Here is a 26,229-nt window from a genome sequence, read left to right as displayed (position 1 = left end):
TCATAAGAAAAGTATTCGGGCAGAGCGTTTCAAAAATATGTACAGTAATGCGATTTTGAAAACGGATTCATAATTGTGTTGTACAGTTGGTTGTAAGGAGAGGGGAAACTATGGCAGAACAGACAGTCCGTGTAACCGTGGATGGTAAAGAATTTTCCACATCGGGTGAAAAGACGATACTACAATTATTTAACGAGAGTAATTTGGAACATCCTCAAATTTGTCATGTACCAGAAGTAGATCCAATTCAAACTTGTGATACGTGTATTGTAGAAGTAAATGGGAAGTTATTACGTGCTTGTTCAACGAAATTAGAGAACGGTATGCATATCGAAAGACAGTCCCAGCGTGCAAAAGAGGCACAGACTGAGGCAATGGATCGAATATTAGAGAATCATTTATTGTATTGTACCGTTTGTGATAACAATAATGGTAACTGTAAAGTCCATAACACGGTACATATGATGGGAATTGAAGAACAGAAATATCCGTATGAGCCGAAAGTAAGTGCTTGTGAAGTGGATATGTCACATCCGTTTTATCGGTATGATCCAAATCAATGTATTGCTTGTGGACAGTGTGTAGAAGTATGTCAAAACTTACAGGTTAATGAAACTATATCGATAGACTGGAACTTAGATCGTCCGCGTGTTATATGGGATCATGGTGTAAGCATAAATGACTCATCTTGTGTAAGTTGTGGGCAGTGTGTAACAGTATGTCCATGTAATGCGTTAATGGAAAAAACAATGCTAGGTGAAGCTGGGTTCATGACTGGATTAAAACCAGATGTGTTAGATCCAATGATTGATTTTGTAAAGGATGTAGAGCCTGGATATAGTAGTATTTTAGCGGTTTCAGAAGTAGAGGCTGCGATGCGTAAGACGAAAGTTAATAAAACAAAAACAGTTTGTACATTTTGTGGTGTCGGTTGTTCCTTTGAAGTATGGACAAAAGATCGTCATATATTAAAAGTACAACCTGTTTCAGATGCACCTGTTAATGGTATTTCCACATGTGTAAAAGGTAAATTTGGATGGGACTTTGTAAATAGTGAAGATCGAATTACGAAGCCATTAATTCGCCAAGGAGATATGTTTGTTGAAGCTTCATGGGAAGAAGCATTAGAAGTTGTTGCTTCTAATATGCAGCATATTAAATCTGAATATGGCAGCGATGCATTTGGATTCATTTCTTCATCGAAAGTAACGAATGAAGAAAATTACCTTATGCAAAAACTAGCCCGACAAATATATGGAACGAATAATGTGGACAACTGTTCTCGTTATTGTCAATCTCCAGCGACAGACGGTTTATTTAAAACTGTCGGTATGGGCGGGGATGCTGGAACAGTGAAAGATATAGCTGAAGCAGGCCTTGTTATTATCGTTGGTGCGAATCCAACAGAAGGACATCCTGTACTTGCGACGAGAGTAAAACGTGCTCATAAATTACACGAGCAAAAACTGATTGTAGCAGACCTTCGTAAACATGAAATGGCAGAGCGTGCGGATTTATTTATTCATCCGCGCCAAGGTACGGATTACGTATGGCTTGCAGGTATTACGAAATATATTATCGATCAAGATTGGCACGATAAAAAGTTTTTAGCTGAAAATGTGAAGAACTTTGATGAATATAGCAAAATGTTAGAAAAGTATACGCTCGATTATACAGAAGAAATTACGGGGATTTCTAAAGCTCATTTAAAAGAAATGGCCCGTATGGTATATGAAGCAGATGGTACTTGTATACTTTGGGGAATGGGTGTAACTCAAAATACAGGAGGAAGTACGACATCAGCAGCAATTTCAAATTTACTACTTGTTACGGGTAACTATCGTCGTCCTGGTGCAGGTGCATACCCATTAAGAGGGCATAATAACGTACAAGGTGCTTGTGATATGGCAACATTACCAAACTGGCTTCCTGGTTATCAAGCAGTATCAGATGATACGCTTCGTGCGAAATTTGAAAAAGCATACGGTACAACTATTCCGAAAGCACCAGGATTAAATAATATTGCAATGTTACTTGCAGCGGAAGAAGGAAAACTACGCGGTATGTATGTCATGGGTGAAGAAATGGCTTTAGTCGATTCAAATGCGAACCATGTGCAACATATTTTATCAAATTTAGACTTCCTCGTTGTTCAAGATATGTTCTTATCAAAAACAGCTCGTTTTGCTGATGTTATTTTACCGGCAGCACCAAGCTTAGAAAAAGAAGGAACGTTTACGAATACAGAGCGCCGTATTCAAAGATTATATGAAGTATTGAAACCGCTTGGTGATTCTAAACCAGACTGGTGGATTTTGCAAAAAGTTGCTCGTGCACTGGGCGGGGATTGGAATTACGAAAGTCCAAGTGAAATTATGGACGAAATCGCATCACTTGCACCGTTATACTCTCAAGCGACGTATGACCGTCTAGAAGGATGGAATAGTTTATGTTGGGGTAGTCATGATGGTAGCGATACACCGCTATTGTATGTAGACGGATTTAACTTCCCAGATAAACTTGCTCGTTTATCATTAGATGAATGGGTACCACCGGTTGTAGCGCCAGATGAGTATGATTTACTTTTAAATAATGGTCGTATGCTAGAACATTTCCATGAAGGGAATATGACGAATAAGTCGGCTGGTATTTTATCTAAAGTATCTGAAGTATTCGTTGAAATTTCACCTGAACTCGCTATAGAGCGCAATGTGAAAGATGGTGGTCTTGTAGAATTAGCATCACCATTTGGGAAAATTAAAGTACAAGCGCTTATTACTGATCGTGTAACGGGGAAAGAGCTATATTTACCAATGCATGCAACAGTAAATGAAGAGGCAATCAATATTTTAACTGGGACGGCAACAGACCTTTATACGTGTACACCAGCATATAAACAAACGATGGTGAAAATGCGTGTATTACGTGAAAAAGGAAATCGTCCGTTACCATCTTCAAACCCGCGAGATAAAAAGCGTAATCCGCAAAATGGTGTTGAAATCGAGCAAAAGTGGCAAAGAAAACAATACGTATCACTTGTGGACTAGGGGGCGGAGATAGTGGCGAAAGAAATTACGTTAATTAAAAAGAAAGTTGTAACAGAGGAAGAACAGAAACAGCAATTAGCAGATGAACTTCTACATGAGCTATCTAATAATCGTGAAGCAGTAGAAGAAACGATGCAGCTTTTAGCACAGTTGCAGAAGGCTGGGATATTAGATGCAGCGATTAGTTTACTTGCTGCGAAGGAAGATGTTTCAAAAATCGCTGTGGAGCAATTAAATCGTGAACCCGTTAAAAATGCACTCAACAATATGATGGGGGCGGGGGAAGCGCTATCCGCAGTTGACCCAGAAGTAACGAAGCAAATCACATCGAGTTTAGTTACTGGATTGCAATTTGCAACAGATGAATTAAATAGTGGTAAAAAAACGAAGGTAATGGATTTCTTTAAAGTATTAAAAGATCCAGATATCAATAGAGCCATTACATTCGGTTTTAGCTTCTTGAAAGCATTTGGACAAGGGTTAGAGAAAAAATAGAGTAAATGAAAAAGTGATGGGAAGTAGCCATCACTTTTTTCATTGTATGTATAAGAGTGTTCATGTTAAGCGGAATATATTATTATTAAAAAGATGGATTAGAAATGGAAATATGGAATCCATCTCAAATATCGTTTTAGAATATGGAGGAATATATGCAACACCGTAAAAGACTATCTATACCAGGAGTAATGAGACATTCCTTTCAAACTGTTAGATTTGCTTTTTGGAATGTGTTAACATTCCAACTTGCTTATAAATTGTTAGCAGCGATTGTGTTTATCCCACTTTTCGGTATTATTTTCAATAAGTTGTTGTACTTTGGTGGGTATGCAAACGCAACAAATGATGAGTTATTAGCATTTTTGAAAACACCATACGGGATTTTGGCGATTTTAATTTTATCTATATTGGCATTGTTTCTTATATTTACAGAGTTTGCAGTACTTATTATCATTTCGTACTTCGCTCATAAAAGGCAAAAGGTGAGACTACGTCCAATTTTGTATAAAACAGTAACGTATTTACCTTCCCTGTTTACATATTGCTTACCCGGATTTGTTTTGTATGCAGTTGTACTATTACCACTATTAAGTATGGGATATAAATCTGCATTGATTCCTGAAATCCAAATTCCTAATTTTATTACAGGTGAACTATTTAAGACAACAATGGGGCAAGTTGGATATTATACTTTCTTTGCTGTAGTTGCCTATTTAAATCTTCGTTGGATTTTTGTTTTACCTATTATCGTTTTAGAGAAGAAGCCGTTCCGTACGGCAGCACGAAAAAGCGCGAACTTAGTAAAAGAAAGCTTCTTTAAAGTATTGTTCTTTTTAGTAGGTTTTTTCATATCTGTAGGAATCGTCTTTCTTTTATGTGTAGGAATTTATTTACTTTGTCTGTGGGGAGTGTATGAATTTACGAACCCAGAAGGGACATTTGCACTACTAGCAGAGTCAACTATTTCAGTCTTCTTAACAAGTACATTGTACCTATTTAGCTTTATTATGACGCCGTTTTATATTATGGCGTTAACAAGATTGTATTTACAAAAGGTTGCGGTCGAAGATGTTTTATTAGAAGAAGGATTAGATTATTCGAAAACGAAAGCAGATAAATGTTTCTTCCAAAAACATCGTTGGAAATTTATTGGCGTATATATTGTAGGGATTATTACTGCTGGAATGGTTGTTGCCTTCATTGTTACCTTTATTACAAACACATATAAAGAACCAATTATTATGGCTCATCGTGGTTATATTTCAAAAGGTGTAGAGAATACGAAAGAAGCTGTGCAGGGGGCTATTGATGCGAAAGCAGACTATGCTGAAATTGATGTACTGCAAACGAAAGACGGTGAACTAGCAGTTATACATGATTTGAAGCTAAAACGTCTTGCTAATGCTAATGTTCATGTGTCAGATTTAACGATGGACGAGTTAAGACAGCTTACTCTTAGTCAAGATGGGTTTTCAGGACAAATAAGTACACTTGATGAGATCATTAAGCTGTCAAAGGATAAAATCAAACTTAATATTGAAGTGAAGCTTCATGGTGGCGAAAAAGATTTCGTAAACAAAGTATTAAAAGTGATTAAAGATAATGAATTTGAGAAGCAATGTGTCATTCAAACGTTACACTACCCGCTTATTAAAGAGTTTAAACGTGCAAATCCCAATATAAAAGTAGGATATATACTGTATGCGAGTAGAGCTAACTTAAAGAATGTAAAAGCAGATTTTTATGTAGCAGAAGAATACATGTTAAATAAGAAATTAGTAAAAGAAGCAAGAAAGTTAAACAAGTCGATTTACGTATGGACGGTAAATGATATGGAAAGTTTAAAGGGATATTATAAATTAAACGTAGATGGTATCATTACCGATTATCCTGAAGATGCACGTGAAACAATTAAGATGTTAAAAGAGCAAGAAGCGGAAGAAAGTGATTTGTTTGATAAAATTACTGAAACAACAGATGATTTATTTTCCAAGTTATTTATAAGTTACCCAGCTGCTGGCTAAATGCCTGCAGCTGTTTTTTTAGGAAAAGAATATATCTCTAAAGTATTGTGTACAGTAATAAGTGTATATGTATACGTCGATACTTAGGTTTCTTACATTGTTACATTATTGTCGAATAATAAATGATTTCTTCTTATTTTTAGGGCGTATAATAAAAATAGAGTGATAGATAATGAAATGGCACGAAGATGCTAATAGAATCAATGTTCCGTATATTTACACTATTCTAAATATATAAACTTTTAAAAAATAGTATGTTAGCGTTTTCATAACTTTTAAGTTATGCTAGAATAAGGACATAAGTTATTAATTATTACAAAAAGAAAAAAGAATCTCTTTTTTCTGTTAATTATAAGGGGGCATTTCATTATGCGTATTGGGGTACCAGCAGAAATTAAAAACAACGAAAACCGTGTGGCAATGACACCAGCAGGTGTTGTACATTTAATTCGTAACAATCACGAAGTATTCATTCAAAAGGGTGCAGGTTTAGGATCTGGTTTCACAGATGCTCAGTATGTTGAAGCGGGAGCAAAAATTGTTGATACAGCTGAAGAAGCTTGGAACATGGAAATGGTTATGAAAGTTAAGGAACCAGTTGAAAGCGAATACAAACACTTCAGCGAAGGTTTAATCTTATTCACATACTTACATTTAGCTCCAGAACCAGAATTAACGAAAGCATTAATCGAAAAGAAAGTTGTTTCTATTGCATATGAAACAGTACAATTAGAAAACCGTTCTCTACCATTACTTGCACCTATGAGTGAAGTAGCTGGTCGTATGGCTGCACAAATTGGTGCACAATTCCTTGAGAAAAACAAAGGCGGTAAAGGTATCTTACTTGCAGGTGTTCCAGGGGTTAAACGTGGTAAAGTAACAATCATCGGTGGTGGACAAGCTGGTACAAATGCTGCTAAAATTGCAGTTGGACTAGGTGCGGATGTAACAATCATCGACTTAAGTGCAGAACGTCTTCGTCAATTAGATGACATTTTCGGAAACCAAGTAAAAACTTTAATGTCTAATCCTTACAATATTGCAGAAGCTGTAAAAGAGTCTGATCTTGTAATCGGTGCAGTATTAATCCCAGGTGCAAAAGCGCCAAAACTTGTAACAGAAGAAATGATTAAATCAATGGAACCAGGTTCTGTTGTTGTAGATATCGCGATTGACCAAGGTGGTATTTTCGAAACAACTGACCGTATTACAACTCATGATAACCCAACTTACGAAAAACACGGCGTTGTTCATTATGCAGTTGCAAACATGCCAGGTGCGGTTCCACGTACATCAACTCTTGCATTAACAAACGTAACAGTACCATATGCAGTACAAATTGCTAACAAAGGCTATAAAGAAGCTTGCCTAGGCAACTCTGCATTACTAAAAGGTATTAACACATTAGACGGCTATGTAACATTCGAAGCAGTTGCAGAAGCTCACGGTGTAGAGTACAAAGGTGCTAAAGAATTATTAGAAGCAGAAACAGTATCTTGCTAATAGAAGCATTATACAAAACAAAATCGAACAATATATAAACCAACATGATAAGAGCTAAGAGTGAAGATCTCTTAGCTCTTCTTGGCAAAAGGGGGCATACATCGTGGCCAACCTATTTAAAAAGAAATCCGTTACGCAATTGTTAGGGGAAAGTAAAAGTAAAACTTTAACGAAAACGCTAGGGGCATTCGACCTAACAATGCTAGGGATTGGTGCGATAATCGGTACAGGAGTTCTAGTATTAACAGGATTAGTAGCAGCAAGAGATGCTGGTCCAGCAGTTATTTTTTCATTCATGATTGCAGCAATTGTTTGTGGATTTGCAGCATTATGTTATGCAGAAGTTGCATCTACACTTCCTGTTTCAGGTAGTGTGTACACATATTCATATGCAACAATTGGTGAGTTTGTTGCCCATTTAATGGGATGGACATTGTTATCCGTATATGTCGTAACAACTGCCGCAGTAGCTGGCGGATGGACGGGTTATTTCAATAACTTAGTTAGTGGATTAGGACTTGAAATTCCTAAAGCCTTGTTAACGATTCCATCGCAAGGTGGTATGGTGAACTTACCCGCAATTATCGTTACGTTGGTGATAACTTGGTTATTATCACGAGGTACGAAAGAAAGTAAGCGTGTGAATAACATAATGGTATTAATTAAAATTGGTATTGTTGTTTTATTCATTGCAGTTGGTGTATTCTACGTGAAACCAGAAAACTGGATACCATTTGCACCGTACGGCATAAGTGGAGTTTTCGCCGGAGGAGCAGCAGTATTCTTTGCTTTCCTAGGATTTGATGCATTAGCAACTTCTGCTGAAGAAGTAAAAAATCCGCAACGTGATCTACCGATTGGTATTATTGCTTCGTTAGTTATTTGTACAATCATTTATGTTGTAGTTTGTCTCGTTATGACAGGTATGGTTTCTTATAAGGAATTAGATGTACCAGAAGCTATGGCATATGTGTTAGAAGTTGTAGGACAAGACAAAGTAGCAGGTATAATCGCAATTGGAGCTGTAATTGGTATTATGGCTGTAATTTTTGCTTACATTTATGCAACAACACGTGTATTCTTCGCGATGAGCCGTGACGGTTTATTACCAAAATCATTTGCAAAAATTAATAAAAAGACAGAAGCACCAACATTTTCAGTTTGGTTAACAGGAATTGGTAGTGCATTAATTGCTGGATTTATCGATTTAAAAGAATTGTCAAATTTAGCGAATATTGGAGCGTTATTAACATTTGCGATGGTGGGTGTAACTGTCATCATTCTTCGTAAAACACATCCGAAATTACAACGCGGATTTATGGTACCACTTGTACCAATCTTACCGATTATTTCAGTTGCATGTTGTCTATTCTTAATGGTAAATTTACCGTTAAAAACATGGGTATACTTCGGTGTTTGGTTAGCAATCGGAGTAGTTGTATACTTTGTTTATTCGAAAAAACATAGTCATTTAAAAGACGATGGAAGTTCGCAGGATAATTTAGAACAAGCTAATTAACAGCTGATTAAAAGGGATATAAGTATAGTAAGCCTTGTGCGTCTAGGGAGCGCGCAAGGCTTTTTTCTTTTGTGCAAAATGTACATCCTTTTTTCGTATGAGAATGTAATGGATGCGGAAAATATGTGTACGCCTTATTAAAATGTGAACAAAATGTTCGAAAAAATGTATGGGATTTCATTGACACATATGAACAGACGCTCATATAATAAGAGTATAAGATATATGAATGATTGTTCATATGTTCAAATAAAGAGGTGAGCTATAATGGCTGGAAATAAAGTAGAAACACCACAAGAGACATGTTCTCAAACGATAATTCATGAAGAAGTTGTTGATCAAGTAAAACAAACAATTCCAACTGATGAAAGTTTAAGTAAAGTAGCAGAATTATTTAAAGTATTAGGCGATCGTACACGGACGAGAATATTACATGCATTATTTGAAGCTGAAATGTGTGTTTGTGATTTAGCTTATTTATTAGGAATGACACAATCATCTATTTCGCATCAGCTTCGTGTGTTAAAGCAAGCGAAACTTGTAAAGAATCGTAAAGAAGGAAAGGTCGTTTATTATTCATTAGCTGACCAGCACGTAATTCATATCTTCGAGCAAGCGTTTGAACACGTAAACGAGGAAGAATAAAAAGAACGCGAGGAGGGAGAACGATGGCTGAAGCATTAGTGAAAAAGAAACTGGTGTTAGAAGGTTTAGATTGTGCGAACTGTGCAATGAAAATTGAAAAAGGCGTTGGGAATATAGAAGGAGTAAATTCTTGCTCTGTAAATTTCGCGACAAAAACAATGGTTTTAGAAACAGCACAAAATACAGAAAGCGAAGTTGTTACAGAAGCAAAACAACTCGTTACAAAATTAGAACCGCATATTAAAGTACAAGAAGAACAAAAAAATAAAGTTGCAAAAGAAGTATTTATATTAGAAGGTTTAGATTGCGCGAACTGTGCGATGAAGATTGAAAATAAAGTGAAAGAAATGCCGGCTATTTCAGCAGCAACTGTTGATTTCGTATCAAAGAAATTAAGAGTTGAAGTAGCGAATAAAAGAGAGCTAGAAGCGACTATAGCAAATATAACAAATGTCGTTCAAAAGTTAGAACCAGATGTAAAAGTTGTTCGTGAAGAAAAAGGTGGTCATGACCACGGACATAGTCACGACCATGGTGAAGCAAATGTGAAAAAGATGGTAGGACGATTAGTGGTCGGCGGAATTTTGACAGCAATTGCTGCATTAGCTGGCTTACCACAAATGATAACAATTCCGTTATTCGTCCTTGCGTATTTATTAATAGGCGGAGATATCGTTTGGAGAGCGGTAAGAAACATAACTCGCGGTCAAGTGTTCGATGAGAACTTCTTAATGGCGATTGCAACACTAGGAGCTTTTGCGATTCAACAATATTCAGAAGCTGTTGCGGTAATGCTATTCTATCAAGTAGGGGAACTATTCCAAAGTATTGCGGTCAATCGCTCCCGAAAGTCAATTACTTCATTAATGGATATTCGTCCTGATTATGCGAATGTGAAGGTTGGAAATGAAACGAAACAAGTATCACCAGAAGATGTACAAATCGGCGATTATATTATCGTGAAGCCTGGTGAGAAAGTACCATTAGACGGAAAAGTAGTTGAAGGAACATCAATGGTAGATACTTCAGCATTGACTGGTGAATCTGTACCACGTGAAGTCGAAGTTGGAAATGATGTATTAAGTGGTTTTGTGAACCAAAATGGTGTATTAACAATTGAAGTGACAAAAGAATTTGGTGAATCAACTGTATCAAAAATTTTAGATTTAGTTCAAAATGCAAGCAGTAAAAAAGCGCCAACAGAAAACTTTATTACGAAGTTCGCGCGTTACTACACTCCAGTTGTAGTTATTACAGCAGCGATCATGGCGTTTATTCCACCACTTATTTTAGAAGGAGCTACATTCTCAGAATGGATTTATAGAGCTTTAGTGTTCTTAGTAATCTCTTGTCCATGTGCGTTAGTTGTATCTATTCCTCTTGGATTTTTTGGAGGAATTGGTGGTGCATCTAAAAGTGGTGTGTTAATAAAAGGAAGTAACTATTTAGAAGCTTTAAATGATGTGAAATATATTGTTTTTGATAAAACAGGAACATTAACAAAAGGTGTCTTCAAAGTTACAAAAATGGAACCAAGTGAAGGTATTGCAAATGAAGAATTATTAGAGTATGCAGCATTTGCTGAAGTGTATTCTAATCATCCAATTGCACAATCTATTCGAAAGGCATATGGAAAATCAATTGATGAAAAAATAATCGATGAGTATAACGAAATTTCTGGTCACGGTACAGTCGTAAAAGTACAAGGAAAAGAAATTTTTGCAGGTAATGCTAAATTAATGAGAAAAGAAAACATTACATTTAAGCAACCAGAAACGGTAGGTACATTAGTTCACGTTGCTGTAGATGGGAAATATGCAGGTTATGTCGTTATCTCTGATGAGGTAAAAGAAGATTCAAAACAAGCAATTCAAAAATTAAAAGAACTAGGTATTAAGAAGACAGTCATGTTAACGGGTGATGCAAAATCAGTTGGTGAGGCTGTTGGTAAAGAATTAGGTTTAGATGAAGTTCACGCAGAACTATTACCGCAACAAAAAGTCGAAGAGATTGAAAAAATTGATACGGCGAAGAACGGAAAAGAAAAAGTTGCTTTCGTTGGTGATGGTATTAATGACACACCGGTATTAGCAAGAGCAGATGTTGGTATTGCGATGGGTGGTTTAGGATCAGATGCAGCGATTGAGGCGGCAGACATTGTTATTATGACTGATGAGCCTTCAAAAATTGCAACAGCCTTAAATATTGCAAAACGCACACGACGCATTGTATGGCAGAATATCATCTTTGCATTAGGGGTAAAAGGATTAGTTTTATTACTTGGTGCTTTTGGTATTGCAACAATGTGGGAAGCTGTCTTCTCAGATGTTGGTGTGACACTACTTGCAGTGTTAAATGCAATGCGTGTACTACGAGTGAAAGATTTATAAAAAAGAGGACGCAACCTGCGTCCTCTTTTTTAGGTTATTTTGTTGAAATTGACTCAATAAAATAATAACAAATATTATTTTATAAATAAATAACGTAATATTTAAATTTGCAAATGAAAAATATTCGTCGTACTATTTTAATATATTTGCCACAAAGATACATATCGTATTGAAAAAACAGAGAAGGAAAAGCTTCTCTGTTTTATTTTTGTATATTTTTTTCAACTTGTTCTCGAACAGTTTGAATGTAATTCATTTTATGATCCCAACATTCTTGACTTAAATCGACAGGGTACTCTTCGGGATTTAAAGTTCGCATATATTCTTCCCAAAATAGTGCGAGACTTTGTTCATTATATTTTTGAATATCTAATATACCTGGTAGTTCATATGTTCTTTCGCCGTTAACGAAAATGTCTTTATGCAGTTCGCGTGCTTCAAAGTTTGTTACAAATTTACTTATATACGTGTGAACAGGATGAAACATTTTTAAACGTTCTTCTTTTCCTGGTTCTTCAGAATCTAATGCAATATAATCGCCTTCTGCATGATCGTTAACTCGATTGATAATGCGATAAATTCGTTTCAGCCCTGGAGTGGTAATTTTTTCAGGGTTAGATGAAATTTTAATTGTATCATTTAACTTTCCGTCATTATCTTCAATCGCAACTAGTTTATAGACAGCCCCTAACGCGGGTTGTTCAAAGGACGTAATTAATTTTGTTCCAACGCCCCATACATCAATTTTTGCGCCTTGAGATTTCAAGTGCATAATTGTGTATTCATCTAAATCGCTAGAAGCAATAATTTTTGTATTTGTAAACCCAGCTTCATCTAGTAGTTTTCTTGCCTTTTTAGATAAATAAGCCATATCACCACTATCAAGGCGAATGCCGTAAAAATCGATACGATCTCCAAACTCCTTCGCGACGCGAATTGCATTTGGAACACCTGATTTTAAAGTGTCGTATGTATCAACGAGAAAGACACATTTTTTATGAGTTTCAGCGTATTTCTGAAACGCGACATATTCATCGCGATACGCTTGAACGAAAGAGTGAGCGTGTGTGCCGGCTACAGGTATTCCGAAGCGTTTCCCAGCCCGTACGTTACTCGTAGATGAGAAACCACCAATAAAGGCAGCGCGTGTGCCCCAAAGAGCAGCATCAAACTCGTGGGCACGTCTTGTGCCGAATTCTAAAAGTGCATCGTTATTTGCAGCGTGCTTCATACGAGCTGCTTTTGTTGCAATTAATGTTTGGTAATTCACAATGTTTAACAGGGCAGTTTCAATAATTTGTGCTTCACCGAGCGGTGCATCAACACGTAATAAAGGCTCGTTATTAAATACAACTTCACCTTCTTGCATACTTCGAACGGTCCCAGTGAATTTCATATTTTGTAAATACTGAAGGAATTCTTCTTCAAATTGTAATTCTGCTAAATAAGCGATATCGCTTTCGGTAAAGCTGAAGTTTTCTATGTACTCTACAATCTTTTCAAGGCCAGCAAAAACAGCATAACCGTTCTCGAATGGAAGCTTTCGAAAGTATAAATCAAACACCGAGCGGCGATTATGAATACCATCTTTCCAATATGTATAAGCCATATTAATTTGATATAAATCTGTATGTAAGGCATAGCTATCGTCTTTATAATAAGTCATCGCGAAAACACCTCCATAATTTGGTTATAGTATACCAATTTTTCACCGCTCGTAGCAAAGAATGGATATGAAAGTATAGTCAAGAGGGAAAAAAATGAAATAATGCATATTTTTTAGAAAATTAACATTTATCAATTTATATTTCTCAAGATTTTATGTATTATTAGAGTAATGGGGGTAATGAGAATGGAGGAGGACAATGCAACAAACATTAGAAAAAATAGGCAAACAAGTCTTTTATAAACGGCTACAGCAAAAAATGACACAAGAAGAATTATGTCAGGGCATTTGTTCTGTCTCATACTTAAGTAAAATCGAAAATGGAAAGATCGAGGCATCAGAAGAAATTCTACAATTGCTCTGCGCAAGATTAGAAATTGCCGTGACGGATTTGAGAGATGTAGAAGAAGATGTGAAGGGGAAGCTAGATGAATGGTTGAATGCACTAGTTCATTTGGACAAGCCACAAGTAGAGCGCATATATGAAGAGTTGCAAGGTGAAATGAAGCATGTTTTGGATTTTGAAATTATAAATTATTATAAACTGCTTTATACGCGTTATTTAATTATGAAACGAGATTTTCTTGCTGTTGAAGAAGAGTTGGAAAGATTGAAAAAAGTTTACAAGAAATATTCACCTTTTCAGAAGATGTTGTATACGTACAGTAAGGCATTGTTACTTAGTCTGCAATATAAGCATAAGGAAAGTTTGAAGTATTTAATTGAAACGGAAGAAATGGCTAAAGAGCAAGGGTATTATGAAACTGGTATATATTATAACTTGAGCCTTGCGTATAGTCACCTAAATATACCACATTTAGCCATGCACTTTGCTAACATTGCCATGGAAGGGTTCCGTAACGAATACAAATTCCGTTATGTAATAAATTGTCAAACGATTATTGCTTTAAGTTATGTGGAAAAAGCACAGTATGAAGAAGCTCTAAAGATTTATGAAAGTATATTAAGAGAAGTGGATTCTTTTGCGGAAAAAGACATGATTAAAGCTATGACTTTAAATAATATGGGAGAATTATACCATTATAAGAATGAGCATGATAAATCAAAAAACTATTTTCTTCAAAGTTTCCAATTACAGCAGACTGTCAATATGAATTATATTGAAACAATTTATGGTTTGGCTAAACAATCTATTCATCTTAAATGTTATGAAGAAGCACAGAAATGGATAGAAAAAGGGATTGAGTGTTCACGTAGTGATGAAAAATATAATAAAATGATTTATTCATTCTGTATATTTAAGTATAAATATTTTGGGGAATCCCAAGAGTTTAAGAGATTTTTAGAGAATGAGGCTATTCCATTCTTTAAGAGTGTGGGTAGTATGAAAGAATTAAAAAATGCCTATTTAGAATTAGCAATGTACTTAGAGAATGAATTTAAGTACGAGGAAAGCAATAAATATTATAAAGAAGTTATTAAAGTTTTGGAAGAAAGGGAGGAATTGAATTGAAAAAACGTATATATGGTGTAGTAGGATTGGGAATAGTAGCGATTCTTTCTTTAGGGGTTAATTATTCTAATCCAGACATATATGGAGTAAAATCCTTAAAAGAAGGATCAGTAAATTACTCTAATCCAGATATTTATGGATTGAAGTCTGTAAAAGAGGAGAATATACAATATTCTAATCCGGATATTTATGGCTTTAATTTTTCAGAAAAAAGTTTCATAAATTATTCTAATCCAGATATTTATGGTTAAGAAAATATTGAAAAACCCCTTTCCAATCGGAAAGGGGTTTTTCAATATTTGTTCCTCAAAATTCTACAAAACTTGAGAAAAAAATTATTTGAATTTTTAGTATATTAATAGTGGAAACATAGTGCTACGATAAAACTACTCTTTTTCAAAAAATAATTTATTAGGGGGAAGGTTCATGAAAAAGAAAAGTTTAGCGTTAGTGTTAGCGACAGGAATGGCAGTTACAACGTTTGGAGGGACAGGCTCTGCGTTTGCAGATTCTAAAAATGTGCTCTCTACGAAGAAGTACAATGAGACAGTACAGTCACCGGAGTTTATTTCTGGTGATCTAACTGGAGCGACTGGTAAGAAAGCGGAATCTGTTGTGTTTGATTACTTAAACGCAGCAAAAGGCGATTATAAGTTAGGGGAAAAGAGTGCGCAAGATTCTTTCAAAGTGAAACAAGTAAAAAAAGACTCTGTAACTGATTCAACAGTAGTACGTATGCAACAAGTATACGAAGGAGTACCTGTATGGGGTTCTACTCAAGTAGCTCATGTAAGTAAAGATGGTTCTTTAAAAGTATTGTCTGGAACAGTTGCACCTGATCTAGACAAAAAAGAAAAGTTGAAAAATAAAAATAAGATTGAAGGCGCAAAAGCAATTGAAATTGCGCAACAAGATTTAGGTGTTACACCTAAATATGAGGTAGAACCAAAAGCGGACTTATATGTATATCAAAATGGTGAGGAAACAACATATGCATACGTTGTAAATCTAAACTTCTTAGATCCAAGTCCAGGAAACTACTATTATTTCATTGAAGCAGACAGCGGTAAAGTATTAAATAAATATAATAAACTTGATCATGTAGCAAATGAAGATAAATCGCCAGTTAAGCAAGATGCTCCTAAACAGGAAGCGAAACCGGCTGTAAAACCTGTAACAGGAACAAATGCAGTGGGAACTGGTAAAGGTGTACTAGGAGATACAAAATCACTTAATACAACGTTATCTAGCTCATCTTACTACTTACAAGATAATACGCGCGGAGCAACGATTTTCACATATGATGCGAAAAATCGCTCAACATTACCAGGAACATTATGGGTAGATGCAGATAATATTTTCAATGCAGCGTATGATGCAGCGGCAGTAGATGCTCATTATTATGCAGGTAAAACATATGATTACTATAAAGCTACATTTAACAGAAACTCTATTAATGATGCAGGAGCACCATTAAAATCAACAGTTCATTACGGAAGTAAGTATAATAATGCATTCTGGAACGGCTCACAAATGGTATACGGAGATGGTGATGGTGTAACATTCACTTCATTGTCTGGTGGAATTGATGTAATTGGACACGAATTAACGCATGCTGTTACAGAGTATAGCTCAGATTTAATTTATCAAAATGAATCAGGAGCATTAAATGAAGCTATTTCAGATGTTTTTGGTACATTAGTAGAGTATTATGATAATCGTAACCCAGATTGGGAAATTGGTGAAGATATTTATACGCCTGGTAAAGCAGGAGATGCGCTTCGCTCTATGAGTGATCCAACGAAATATGGTGATCCAGACCATTACTCTAAGCGTTACACTGGTACTAGTGACAATGGTGGCGTTCATACGAATAGCGGTATTATTAACAAAGCGGCTTATTTATTAGCGAATGGTGGCACGCATTACGGTGTTACTGTGAGTGGTATTGGTAAAGATAAAGTAGGAGCGATTTATTATCGTGCAAACACGCAATATTTCACTCAATCTACTACGTTTAGTCAAGCTCGTGCTGGTTTAGTACAAGCTGCAGCTGATTTATATGGTGCTAACTCTGCAGAAGTAGCAGCAGTGAAGCAATCATATAGTGCTGTTGGTGTAAACTAAGGGTTTAAGAGAGTATTATTAATAAAATACTTCAAAAATAAAGAAGGAGCCTATGCTCCTTCTTTATTTTTTTCTCCATTTTTTCCACAAATAAAACAATCCAACACACCCCGCCATTGTTACAATCCACTTCGCTTCATTCGTTCCATTCATGACATGATAGACAGAATATACTTCGATTAACAAAGCCGGTATTTTACCTATTGTGCTAGCAATACTGAAAGAGAGTAATGACATTCTTCCTAGAGCGGCAAATAAAGTAACGATACTTGATGGGATGAAAGGTATGAATCGAAACGATAGAACGAGTAGAAAGGCCTCTCTACCTTCTACATAAAGTAGGCGTTCTACCTTTGGATACTTATTTACTTTGTTGTGAGTGAATTTCTGAAGGCCTATACGATAAATATAAAACGAGATAATAGCCCCTAATGCCTCACCTGCGATCGAAATAATGGTTCCGTTTGTTACACCAAAGAGCTGTATGTTAATAGCGGTTAAAAAAATACTAGGGATAAAACCTAAAAGACTGATGATGACGTTAATTAAGATACTAAGTGGAATTGCGATTGAATAATAGTCTGTTAAGAAGTTTTGAATTGTTTCAGCCATTGTTTAAAATCCTTTATCTTTTTTTGCATTACACCATATTTCCATTGTGTAGGCAAGCACAAATTTACATAATGTAGAAAACGTTGATAAAACACTATCAATATACCTTATAGGGGTATTATGTATATGAAATCAGGGGTATATTTTATTTTTTAGAAAATAACCAAAAAACTCTGTTTTTAAAAGGATTATTTAGCTATTTTAGGAGTGATTTAATCCGGGAAATAATTATAAAAACATAGGGGTATATTTCGGAGAGGGTCCAAAATAGTAGTTTGATGAAACTAGGGTGGTAATATGGCAAAATTGATGAGGAATTTTAAAAATGTATATGTTTTTTCGTTGTGAAATTGACTTTTAGTGAAGTTACGATAATAATCATGGGAGAGGTGATATGATGAAACGAATAAGTAGTCTTCTCTTGAGTAGTTTATTGGCATTAATGCTGATCTTAAGTGGATGTGCAGGAAAAGAACAAAAAACAGAGAAACAAACAGGGAATCAATCGACATCAGTAGAAAAAATTAGTGATAATATTTTAGATGAAATGGAAGGGCCACCTAAAAATGGTCATACGATTGAAAGACATGTAGGAAAATCAGAAGAGGATTTGAAGAATCGCTTGAAGACAGATAAAGTATCAGCGGCAAGTACATACTATGATAAGGAAACAGCGACGAAAGCTGTAAAAGATAGTTTGAAGCAGCATGATAAGGAAATTCAAGATTGGTTAAAAAATTCTAAAGAGGCTCGTCTCGTAGTAAATACAACTCATTCATTCCCAGTTGGAAAAACGGTAATAAAGAAAAATATGAATGTAAAAGACAAGTTAGTAAAAACTGTTACTGTTTTGGCGAGAGATAAGTCAGGAGATTTAGGATATAAGATCATTACTTCTTATCCATCTGATAAATAAGAAGGGGGAGTAAATATGTATACGACATTACAATATTTTCTCAAATCGTATTGTACGTTAAGTATCCATGAGGATGAAATAGTAGGCGTGATGGAAGAGTTTATAGAGCAAGAAGATGAAGAATTTGTTTTGAAATTACGCGATGAATTATTATATATGAAGAAAAAAAACGCTTGGGAAGAGGCGTGCGTATTAGCTGCGAAGCAAGGAAATCGCATGTGGTCTTTAGAAGAAACGAAAGACCATCTTGAAGCTTTTTTACTATTATTGCAAAAGAAAAAGGCGTGAATAGATCACGCCTTTTTTGTTTGCCAATTTGATGGTGTCTCATTGTGTTGGGGTACTTTTATATACGCTTTTTGAAATTTGTCCATTTGATACTACTTCACCGTTTTGTGTTACTTTTTTATACGTAACCGCTGTTATTTTATCACCAGTTCTACTAACTACTTGAGAAGAAACTTCAACATTTTTACCAGTATTTGTACCAAAAATGCGAGTAGTAATACTACCGCCATTTGAAAATGCTTGAATATAAATATGATTGCCTGTATTGTTTTTAAATTTTAAATCCGGACCATAATCTGCCACTGCTGCATCTTGCCCAAGTGGTAAATAATTTACGGGCATAGAATGATTGCTTCGAGAAACAATTCCTAAATCTGCTCTTAAAGCTGCGCTATATAAAGTGCTACTAACTTGGCAAACGCCTCCGCCTGCACTTTGTATAACTTTACCTTGTGAAAATACTGCTGCGGATTTATAACCATGTGCAGCATCAGTTACGCCAACGCGGCCATTAAAACTAAATGTTTCATCAGGTGCGACAATAACTCCACTTAAAGTATTAGCTGACTTATTTACGTTAAAGGATTGATTCCCGTTACGACCAGCCATTGGAGTCGAATATTCAGCGATTACTTCTTTAATCCCCATTTTCTGTATATCTTCTGTAGAACGTTCAGGTTTTAATAGTGTAACGGGTAACGTAACGTCCGATGTGCCAGAAGTAATGGCCTGCTTTGTTAAATGAGTTAATTTTCCTTTATCAATTTTTTCTCCATTTTGACTTTGGCTAATATTTACTGTAGAGCCTTCAATACTTAATTCTGCATTAACAGGATTTTTTAATGTTTCATTATATTTATCTTTCATAAAGCTTTCATAAGCAGTTGTATTTAATTGAGCTGTTAATTTATAATCACGTTTTAATTCACCGTTTTCAGCCTGCTTCCGCATTTTGTAACGATTCACTGCGTTTCCTTCTTGTTCTTTAAAAATTTTGTCGATAATATCTTTTTCCTTATAATTTATCCCTAAATCTTTCCATGTGTACGTTTGTTTATCATTTTGGAATATGTAGGTAAGAGATTTTTGATCTAATTCAGTTATCCTTTGATTTATAATGGTTTGAATATCTTTTTTATTTTTTCCATCGAGAGAAATACCTTCAAATGTAGTATTCGGTAATGCAGTAGTATCTAATTGATTATTTAGTTTGGATACATATTGATATCCACCAACACTGCCTGCACAAAGTAATATGCCTCCAGTAATTGCAGAACCGATCAGTATTTTACTTAGCTTCATTTATTTCCCCCCAGAAATTTTTGTATAAATATATGTATTACATTTTTTGTATAAATATGATGAAAATAACATTATGTACGTACTAGTATACTATTATTTTCACTGTGTGTGTAATGTTTTCATAAAAAATGTTACACTGTTGTAATAATTGTCTCTTTTTGTCACAATATGAACGAGAAATATGTTGAAAATTATAATAAAAAGGCTGTCTAGAAAGATCTAGCAGCCTTTTTATTATAATTTTTTATGTTCATTTTTATTCGTAACACCGAGATGTTCTTGTAGTGTTGTCGAAATATTATTGACGCTTTTTTCATTTGGAACGTAATAATAAATACCACCTATATATTTATCAGTACCTTCTACTTGCATTTTGTCCATTTTTAAATTGGAATCCATTGAATTTTTGGCAATTGTCATCATATCATCAAAAGTTAAATTTGTTTTTAAGTCTTTATCGACAGCGTCTAATAGGCCACCGATTTTATTAATGGAATTAAGAGATAGTGCTTTTGCAGCAATAGCTTCTAAAACAAGCTGTTGTCGTTGACCGCGCATATAATCACTGTCGATATGACGAGTTCTAGCTAGTGCTAATGCCTCTTCTCCATTTAAATGTTGACGTCCTTTTTTGAGGTGAATTGCATCTGCTTCGTCTTTACTATTTTGTTCTGTAAACTCAACTGGAACATCGACAGTAATACCACCAAGAGAATCGACAATTTTGATAAATGATTTAAAGTTGAATTTTACATAGTAATCAACTGGAACATCTAAAAAGTTCTCTACTGTATCAATTGTGCTGTCCACACCACCGAATACGTGTGCATGTGTAATTTTATCGTATTTATCACGTGATTTAATGTAGACACGTGAGTCACGTGGAATACTCACAAGTTTAACAGAGTTATCGTTTTTATTAATTGTTGCAAGTAATAGCGCATCCGTACGAGTTGCTTTTCCGTAATTCTTGTCCCTAATATCACTTTCATCAACACCCATAATAAGTACGGAAATGTTGTCAGTCATAGGTTTCACGGCTTTTTCACGTTTGCTGGATTTATCCCCGCGGCCCAGTTCAGAATAGGCATTACTTAATACAGACTTTGCTTTACTGTATATATGGAAGGAATAGCCTCCTGCTCCAAGTGCTATAATCAGTAATGGAATAAGAAGGAACCAAAGTAGGCGTTTTTTCTTTGAGCGTCCTTTTTTGGCTCGAGTATCTTTGTTCATATCGGATTTCATCATTTTTTCTCCTTTAAAACTATCAAAGTGTATACATCTAGAAGCACATTCAAACACATAAAAAATATTGTACGCTAAATAAAAGCGATTGTACATGTATAAAAAATAGATGTCTTGATTATTTATAAAGACATCTATTCGTTATTGTATACAAAAGATAAGGATAAGAAAATGATAAAATTTTACCTAATTACAACATAATGCTTACGATAATTGCAGATAAAATGCTAACGAGAGTAGCTCCATATAGTAATTTAAGGCCAAATCTGGCAACGACGTTTCCTTGTTCTTCGTTTAACCCTTTTACTGCACCTGAAATAATGCCGATAGAAGAAAAGTTGGCAAAAGAAACGAGGAAAACAGAAATGATACCCACTGTACGGAGAGAAAGGCTATTAGAAAGTTTACTAAGGTCCATCATTGCTACAAATTCATTCGTTACAAGCTTCGTTGCCATAATGCTACCAGCTGTGACAATTTCAGAACTTGGTACACCGATAAGGAATGCAACAGGCGCAAATACGTAGCCGATTAATTGCTGGAAAGTAATGCCGAATATAATAAGGAATAGGTCATTAATGCAGCTAATTAATGCGACGAATCCGATGAGCATAGCGCCGACAACGATGGCTACGCGGAAGCCATCTAGAATGTATTCTCCAAGCATTTCAAAAAAGCTTTGCTTTTCGCCTTTAATTTCTAAAATATCTTCGTCATCTTTCACGTCGTAAGGATTGATGATGAGTACGATAATAAAACCACTAAATAAATTGAGAACGAGTGCGGTTACTACATATTTAGGCTCGATCATTGTCATATAGGCACCTACGATAGACATAGATACGGTTGACATGGCAGAAGCACAAAGTGTATAAAGACGGTGTTTTGGAATTTGAGCTAATTGCTTTTTAACTGTAATAAAAACTTCTGATTGGCCGACAATGGCAGAGGCGATAGCGTTGTAAGATTCTAATTTCCCAAGACCATTTATTTTGCTAAGGAAGTAACCGATCCAATGAATAAAAAATGGTAGTATTTTGAAATGTTGTAGTATACCAATTAAGACGGAAATGAAGACAATCGGTAATAATACAGTAAGGAAAAATGACATTTCACCTTTATTAGCAAGACCGCCAAATACAAAGTTTATACCATCAGCAGCGTACTCGAGTAGCTTTGTAAACAGACTGGAAATGACCCGAATAAGTATGAGGCCGATTTCTGTATTCAATAATAAATAGGTTAAAATCAACTGTATAATAAGCATGATGAAAATTGGTTTAAATTTAATATGTTTCTTATTGTTGCTAGCAATATAAGCAAGGAAGAAAACAACGATAAGTCCCATGAAAAAAGTAATAAATTTCATAGTAAGCCTCCTAAAAGAGATATTCTGCTATATATGTTTTTCATTTCAAGGGAGAATATGCATCTTTGGTAAAGAAAGGAATAGAGAGAGCATGAATATATGTAGAGTGCACCACGTTGCAATTATTTGTTCGAATTATGAACTGTCAAAGGATTTTTATACTCGGATATTAGGTTTTAAAGCGATAAATGAAGTATATAGAAAAGAACGAGATTCTTATAAGTTAGATTTATGTGTAGGGGAAGAGTATCAAATTGAATTATTTTCATTTCCTAGTCCACCTGAGCGCCCAAGTTTTCCAGAAGCAGCTGGACTTAGACATTTAGCATTTGCTGTTACAAATATAGAAGAAGCTGTAAACCATTTAAAACAATGCGGTGTGGAGACTGAAGCGATACGTATGGATGAAATTACGGATAAAAAATTTGTCTTTTTCCAAGATCCTGATGGCTTGCCTTTAGAATTGTATGAGGCTTGAAATTGGTGAATTTTATATAGGGTTGCTTTCAAATAAATGAAGAAACTAAAGTGAAACTTCTTTTTTAAAGGAGGTGTAACTTTAGCTAAGAAAGCTAAAGGACATATGTGGATATTTTAAAATTACTGATGGTAGTCATCCTTATTGCGTTAACAGCATTTTTTGTAGCTGTTGAGTTTGCAATTATTAAGGTACGTAGCAGTCGTATTGATCAACTCGTTAGTGAGAAACGACGAGGAGCATTGGCAGCTAAAAAAGTAACTTCGAATTTAGATGAGTATTTATCAGCATGTCAGTTAGGTATTACAATTACTGCTTTAGGACTTGGGTGGTTAGGAGAGCCCACTATAAAACATATACTCGAGCCGTTGTTTTTAAAACTACACCTATCTCCTGCAATTGCAAGTACAGTTTCATTTATTATTGCCTTTGCAGTTATTACGTTTTTACATGTTGTCATTGGTGAACTTGCTCCGAAGACGCTCGCTATACAAAGGGCAGAGCAAGTTAGCTTATTATTATCGAAGCCAATTATTTACTTTTACCGAGTAATGTATCCGTTTATTTGGGCTTTAAATGGTTCTGCAAGGATTGTGACAGGGTTATTCGGATTACATCCGGCTTCTGAACATGAAGTTGCTCATTCGGAGGAAGAATTACGATTAATCTTATCCGAGAGTTATGAGAGCGGAGAGATTAATCAAAGGGAATTTAAATATGTAAATAATATTTTTGAATTCGATAATAGAGTCGCAAAGGAAATTATGGTACCTCGTACGGAAGTTGTAGGTTTATATGAGGACGAACCATTTGAAACACATATTAAAATAATCGCACAAGAAAAGTACACGAGATATCCCGTATTTGGTGAAGATAAAGATGAAATTATTGGGATGGTTAATGTAAAGGATTTATTTATTCGTTATATGGATGGTAATCGAGACGAGGGGTGCTCGATTAAGCCATATACAAGACCAGTTATTGAAGTGTTAGAAAATATTCCTATTCATGATTTGCTATTACAAATGCAAAGAAAACGAATTCCATTAGCTGTATTATATGATGAATATGGTGGTACAGCGGGGATCGTTACACTAGAAGATATTTTAGAAGAAATTGTTGGAGAAATCCGAGATGAATACGATGAAGATGAACACCCGCCTATAGAGCATATAAGTGAAGGGTGTAAAATCGTAGAGGGAAAAGTGCTTATTAGTGAAGTAAATGATTTATTTGGCCTACACTTAATCGCTGATGATGTAGATACAATTGGTGGCTGGATTATGGTACAAAAGCAAATCGTTGCTGAAGGAGATATTATTGAAAAACACGGCTTTTCTTTTAAAGTTCTTGAAAAGGATATGCATCAAATTAAACGAGTGGAAATAAAGAAGGTAGAAGAATGATTTTCTATAAATTTTTATCCCGCTATTTGTGGGCAGTAAGACCCCTACTTCAAAATTCAGCGAAAGCGAAGAAGTTAGGTGGGGGATCAACAAAACCCCCACTGATTAAAGTTTCACTTTATAAAAGGTATATATAGAAAAATAAATGTTTGCGCTTTCAAAAAAGGTGCTATATAGTGAAGGTGGATACTGAAAAATTCTTCTGAATGATACTCGTTTTTTTAGAGGCGAATTTTTTAGATAAGGATTTAGAATGAAAAGTATAGGTGATGAAAATGATAGCAACGAAGGATATACGTATAGAGAAAGATTTTTTAGGTGAAAAGGAAGTACCGAGTGTAGCTTATTATGGGGTACAAACATTACGTGCTGTAGAAAACTTCCCGATTACAGGATATCGCATTCATCCGTCACTCATTACGGCAATGGCAATTGTGAAAAAAGCGGCGGCACTTGCAAATATGGATACTGGTTACTTAGCTAAAGACATTGGATATGAAATTGCAGAGGCAGCGCAAGAAATTGTTGATGGGAAATTCCATGATCAATTTATCGTGGATCCAATCCAAGGCGGTGCTGGAACTTCTATTAATATGAATACAAATGAAGTAATCGCTAATCGAGCTTTAGAACGTATGGGATATGAAAAAGGCGAGTATGCAAAGATTAGTCCAAACACGCATGTGAATATGGCTCAATCAACGAATGATGCGTTTCCAACGGGAATTCATATTGCAACTCTTATGATGTTAGAAGAACTTCTTATTACAATGGAAGAACTTCATTCAGCTTTCCGTGCAAAAGCAAAAGAGTTCGATCACGTTATTAAAATGGGGCGTACACATTTACAAGATGCTGTTCCGATTCGTCTTGGACAAGAATTTGAAGCGTATAGCCGAGTGCTTGAACGTGATATAAAAAGAATTAAACAGTCTCGCCAACATTTATATGAAGTGAACATGGGGGCGACAGCTGTTGGTACGGGATTAAATGCAAACCCTACGTACATTGAACAAGTGGTTAAACACTTGAGAACATTTAGCGGATTCCCACTTGTTGGTGCAGAGCATTTAGTTGATGCAACGCAAAACACAGATGCATACACAGAAGTATCTGCGGCATTAAAAGTATGTATGATGAATATGTCTAAAATTGCAAATGATCTTCGTATTATGGCATCTGGTCCACGTGTTGGATTGGCGGAAATTCAATTACCAGCTCGCCAACCAGGTTCATCTATTATGCCAGGTAAAGTAAATCCTGTTATGGCAGAAGTAATTAATCAAGTTGCTTTCCAAGTAATTGGTAATGATCATACAATTTGCTTAGCATCAGAAGCAGGACAATTAGAGTTAAACGTAATGGAGCCTGTACTCGTATTTAATTTAATTCAATCTATTAGTATTATGAATAACGGATTCCGTGTATTCCGTGAATATTGTATTAAAGGAATTACAGCAAATGAAGAATTGCTGAAGCAATATGTTGAGAAAAGTGTTGGAATTATTACAGCGGTGAACCCTCATATTGGTTACGAAGCAGCATCTCGTATTGCACGTGAAGCAATTGAAACAGGAAAATCTGTTAGGGAGCTATGTTTAGAACATGGTGTACTGACAGAAGAAGAATTGGATATTATTTTAGATCCATTCGAAATGACGCATCCTGAAATTGCTGGAGCTTCTTTATTAAAGAATAAGAAGATGTAATATGAAAA

The 26,229-nt window shown here is 35.3% G+C and carries 20 protein-coding genes; 15 read left to right on the top strand and 5 right to left on the bottom strand.

Annotated elements, in window-relative coordinates; translation table 11 throughout:
- Positions 1 to 110 precede the first annotated feature (110 nt).
- From fdhF to QCI46_RS24435, 7 genes are all read left to right on the top strand, one after another.
- Positions 111 to 3,047: a formate dehydrogenase subunit alpha gene (gene fdhF, locus QCI46_RS24465; protein ID WP_353841639.1), complete on the top strand. Its 2,937-nt coding sequence runs from the start codon at positions 111 to 113 to the stop codon at positions 3,045 to 3,047.
- Between the two features lie 12 nt (positions 3,048 to 3,059).
- Positions 3,060 to 3,542: a helical membrane plugin domain-containing protein gene (locus tag QCI46_RS24460; protein ID WP_048541641.1), complete on the top strand. Its 483-nt coding sequence runs from the start codon at positions 3,060 to 3,062 to the stop codon at positions 3,540 to 3,542.
- 155 nt (positions 3,543 to 3,697) lie between these two features.
- Positions 3,698 to 5,569 carry a glycerophosphodiester phosphodiesterase gene (locus QCI46_RS24455; protein WP_327958242.1) on the top strand — a complete coding sequence of 624 codons (1,872 nt, stop codon included), beginning with the start codon at positions 3,698 to 3,700 and terminating at the stop codon, positions 5,567 to 5,569.
- A gap of 369 nt (positions 5,570 to 5,938) precedes the next feature.
- Entirely contained in the window at positions 5,939 to 7,072 is a 1,134-nt protein-coding gene (gene ald, locus QCI46_RS24450) for an alanine dehydrogenase (RefSeq protein ID WP_001219751.1), read from the top strand.
- A gap of 103 nt (positions 7,073 to 7,175) precedes the next feature.
- A complete protein-coding gene (locus tag QCI46_RS24445) occupies positions 7,176 to 8,591 on the top strand; it encodes an amino acid permease (protein ID WP_327958244.1) in 1,416 nt (471 codons plus the stop codon).
- 267 nt (positions 8,592 to 8,858) lie between these two features.
- Positions 8,859 to 9,236 (top strand): ArsR/SmtB family transcription factor, encoded by a 378-nt coding sequence (locus QCI46_RS24440; RefSeq protein WP_000918377.1) that lies wholly within the window; start codon positions 8,859 to 8,861, stop codon positions 9,234 to 9,236.
- Between the two features lie 23 nt (positions 9,237 to 9,259).
- Positions 9,260 to 11,626, top strand: a complete 2,367-nt coding sequence (locus QCI46_RS24435; protein ID WP_353841638.1) for a heavy metal translocating P-type ATPase — start codon at positions 9,260 to 9,262, stop codon at positions 11,624 to 11,626.
- A 202-nt stretch (positions 11,627 to 11,828) separates the two neighbouring features.
- Here the strand turns inward: QCI46_RS24435 and QCI46_RS24430 are convergent, their stop codons facing one another.
- Positions 11,829 to 13,292, bottom strand: a complete 1,464-nt coding sequence (locus tag QCI46_RS24430; protein WP_327958246.1) for a nicotinate phosphoribosyltransferase — start codon at positions 13,290 to 13,292, stop codon at positions 11,829 to 11,831.
- A 199-nt stretch (positions 13,293 to 13,491) separates the two neighbouring features.
- Between QCI46_RS24430 and QCI46_RS24425 the strand changes: the two genes are divergently transcribed.
- The 3 genes from QCI46_RS24425 to QCI46_RS24415 all read left to right on the top strand — a co-directional run bounded on the left by QCI46_RS24425 (position 13,492) and on the right by QCI46_RS24415 (position 16,893).
- A complete protein-coding gene (locus QCI46_RS24425; protein WP_353841637.1) occupies positions 13,492 to 14,766 on the top strand; it encodes a helix-turn-helix domain-containing protein in 1,275 nt (424 codons plus the stop codon).
- Complete coding sequence (locus QCI46_RS24420) at positions 14,763 to 15,017, top strand: Phr family secreted Rap phosphatase inhibitor (protein ID WP_064477121.1); 255 nt, start codon at positions 14,763 to 14,765, stop codon at positions 15,015 to 15,017. The genes QCI46_RS24425 and QCI46_RS24420 overlap by 4 nt, the downstream gene beginning before the upstream one ends.
- A 175-nt stretch (positions 15,018 to 15,192) precedes the next feature.
- Positions 15,193 to 16,893, top strand: a complete 1,701-nt coding sequence (locus QCI46_RS24415; RefSeq protein ID WP_075310663.1) for a M4 family metallopeptidase — start codon at positions 15,193 to 15,195, stop codon at positions 16,891 to 16,893.
- Positions 16,894 to 16,956: 63 nt separating this feature from the next.
- Here the strand turns inward: QCI46_RS24415 and QCI46_RS24410 are convergent, their stop codons facing one another.
- On the bottom strand, positions 16,957 to 17,505 hold the full coding sequence (locus tag QCI46_RS24410) for a TVP38/TMEM64 family protein (protein ID WP_353841636.1): 549 nt from the start codon (positions 17,503 to 17,505) through the stop codon (positions 16,957 to 16,959).
- Between the two features lie 397 nt (positions 17,506 to 17,902).
- On the opposite strand from QCI46_RS24410, the gene QCI46_RS24405 reads away from it, so the two are divergent.
- Positions 17,903 to 18,421, top strand: a complete 519-nt coding sequence (locus QCI46_RS24405; protein ID WP_353841929.1) for an RNase A-like domain-containing lipoprotein — start codon at positions 17,903 to 17,905, stop codon at positions 18,419 to 18,421.
- 15 nt (positions 18,422 to 18,436) lie between these two features.
- Complete coding sequence (locus tag QCI46_RS24400) at positions 18,437 to 18,709, top strand: hypothetical protein (protein ID WP_327958251.1); 273 nt, start codon at positions 18,437 to 18,439, stop codon at positions 18,707 to 18,709.
- Between the two features lie 39 nt (positions 18,710 to 18,748).
- On the opposite strand, the gene QCI46_RS24395 is transcribed toward QCI46_RS24400, so the two are convergent.
- The 3 genes from QCI46_RS24395 to QCI46_RS24385 all read right to left on the bottom strand — a co-directional run bounded on the left by QCI46_RS24395 (position 18,749) and on the right by QCI46_RS24385 (position 22,628).
- Entirely contained in the window at positions 18,749 to 20,011 is a 1,263-nt protein-coding gene (locus tag QCI46_RS24395; protein WP_353841635.1) for a VanW family protein, read from the bottom strand.
- A gap of 234 nt (positions 20,012 to 20,245) precedes the next feature.
- Positions 20,246 to 21,262 (bottom strand): LCP family protein, encoded by a 1,017-nt coding sequence (locus QCI46_RS24390; protein WP_353841634.1) that lies wholly within the window; start codon positions 21,260 to 21,262, stop codon positions 20,246 to 20,248.
- Between the two features lie 187 nt (positions 21,263 to 21,449).
- Positions 21,450 to 22,628 carry a NupC/NupG family nucleoside CNT transporter gene (locus QCI46_RS24385; protein ID WP_327958254.1) on the bottom strand — a complete coding sequence of 393 codons (1,179 nt, stop codon included), beginning with the start codon at positions 22,626 to 22,628 and terminating at the stop codon, positions 21,450 to 21,452.
- A 91-nt stretch (positions 22,629 to 22,719) separates the two neighbouring features.
- Here QCI46_RS24385 and gloA2 point away from each other — a divergent pair, with 91 nt between their 5' ends.
- From gloA2 to aspA, 3 genes are all read left to right on the top strand, one after another.
- Positions 22,720 to 23,106 (top strand): SMU1112c/YaeR family gloxylase I-like metalloprotein, encoded by a 387-nt coding sequence (gloA2, locus tag QCI46_RS24380; protein WP_001017670.1) that lies wholly within the window; start codon positions 22,720 to 22,722, stop codon positions 23,104 to 23,106.
- A gap of 107 nt (positions 23,107 to 23,213) precedes the next feature.
- Positions 23,214 to 24,512, top strand: coding sequence for a hemolysin family protein (locus QCI46_RS24375; protein WP_353841633.1), 1,299 nt, complete (start codon positions 23,214 to 23,216; stop codon positions 24,510 to 24,512).
- Between the two features lie 275 nt (positions 24,513 to 24,787).
- Positions 24,788 to 26,221: an aspartate ammonia-lyase gene (gene aspA, locus QCI46_RS24370; protein WP_353841632.1), complete on the top strand. Its 1,434-nt coding sequence runs from the start codon at positions 24,788 to 24,790 to the stop codon at positions 26,219 to 26,221.
- Positions 26,222 to 26,229: the final 8 nt, after the last annotated feature.

It is taken from the genome of Bacillus cereus group sp. RP32, assembly GCF_040459735.1.
GTDB classification, from domain to species: domain Bacteria; phylum Bacillota; class Bacilli; order Bacillales; family Bacillaceae_G; genus Bacillus_A; species Bacillus_A wiedmannii.
This window is presented reverse-complemented; position numbering and strand designations above follow the sequence as displayed.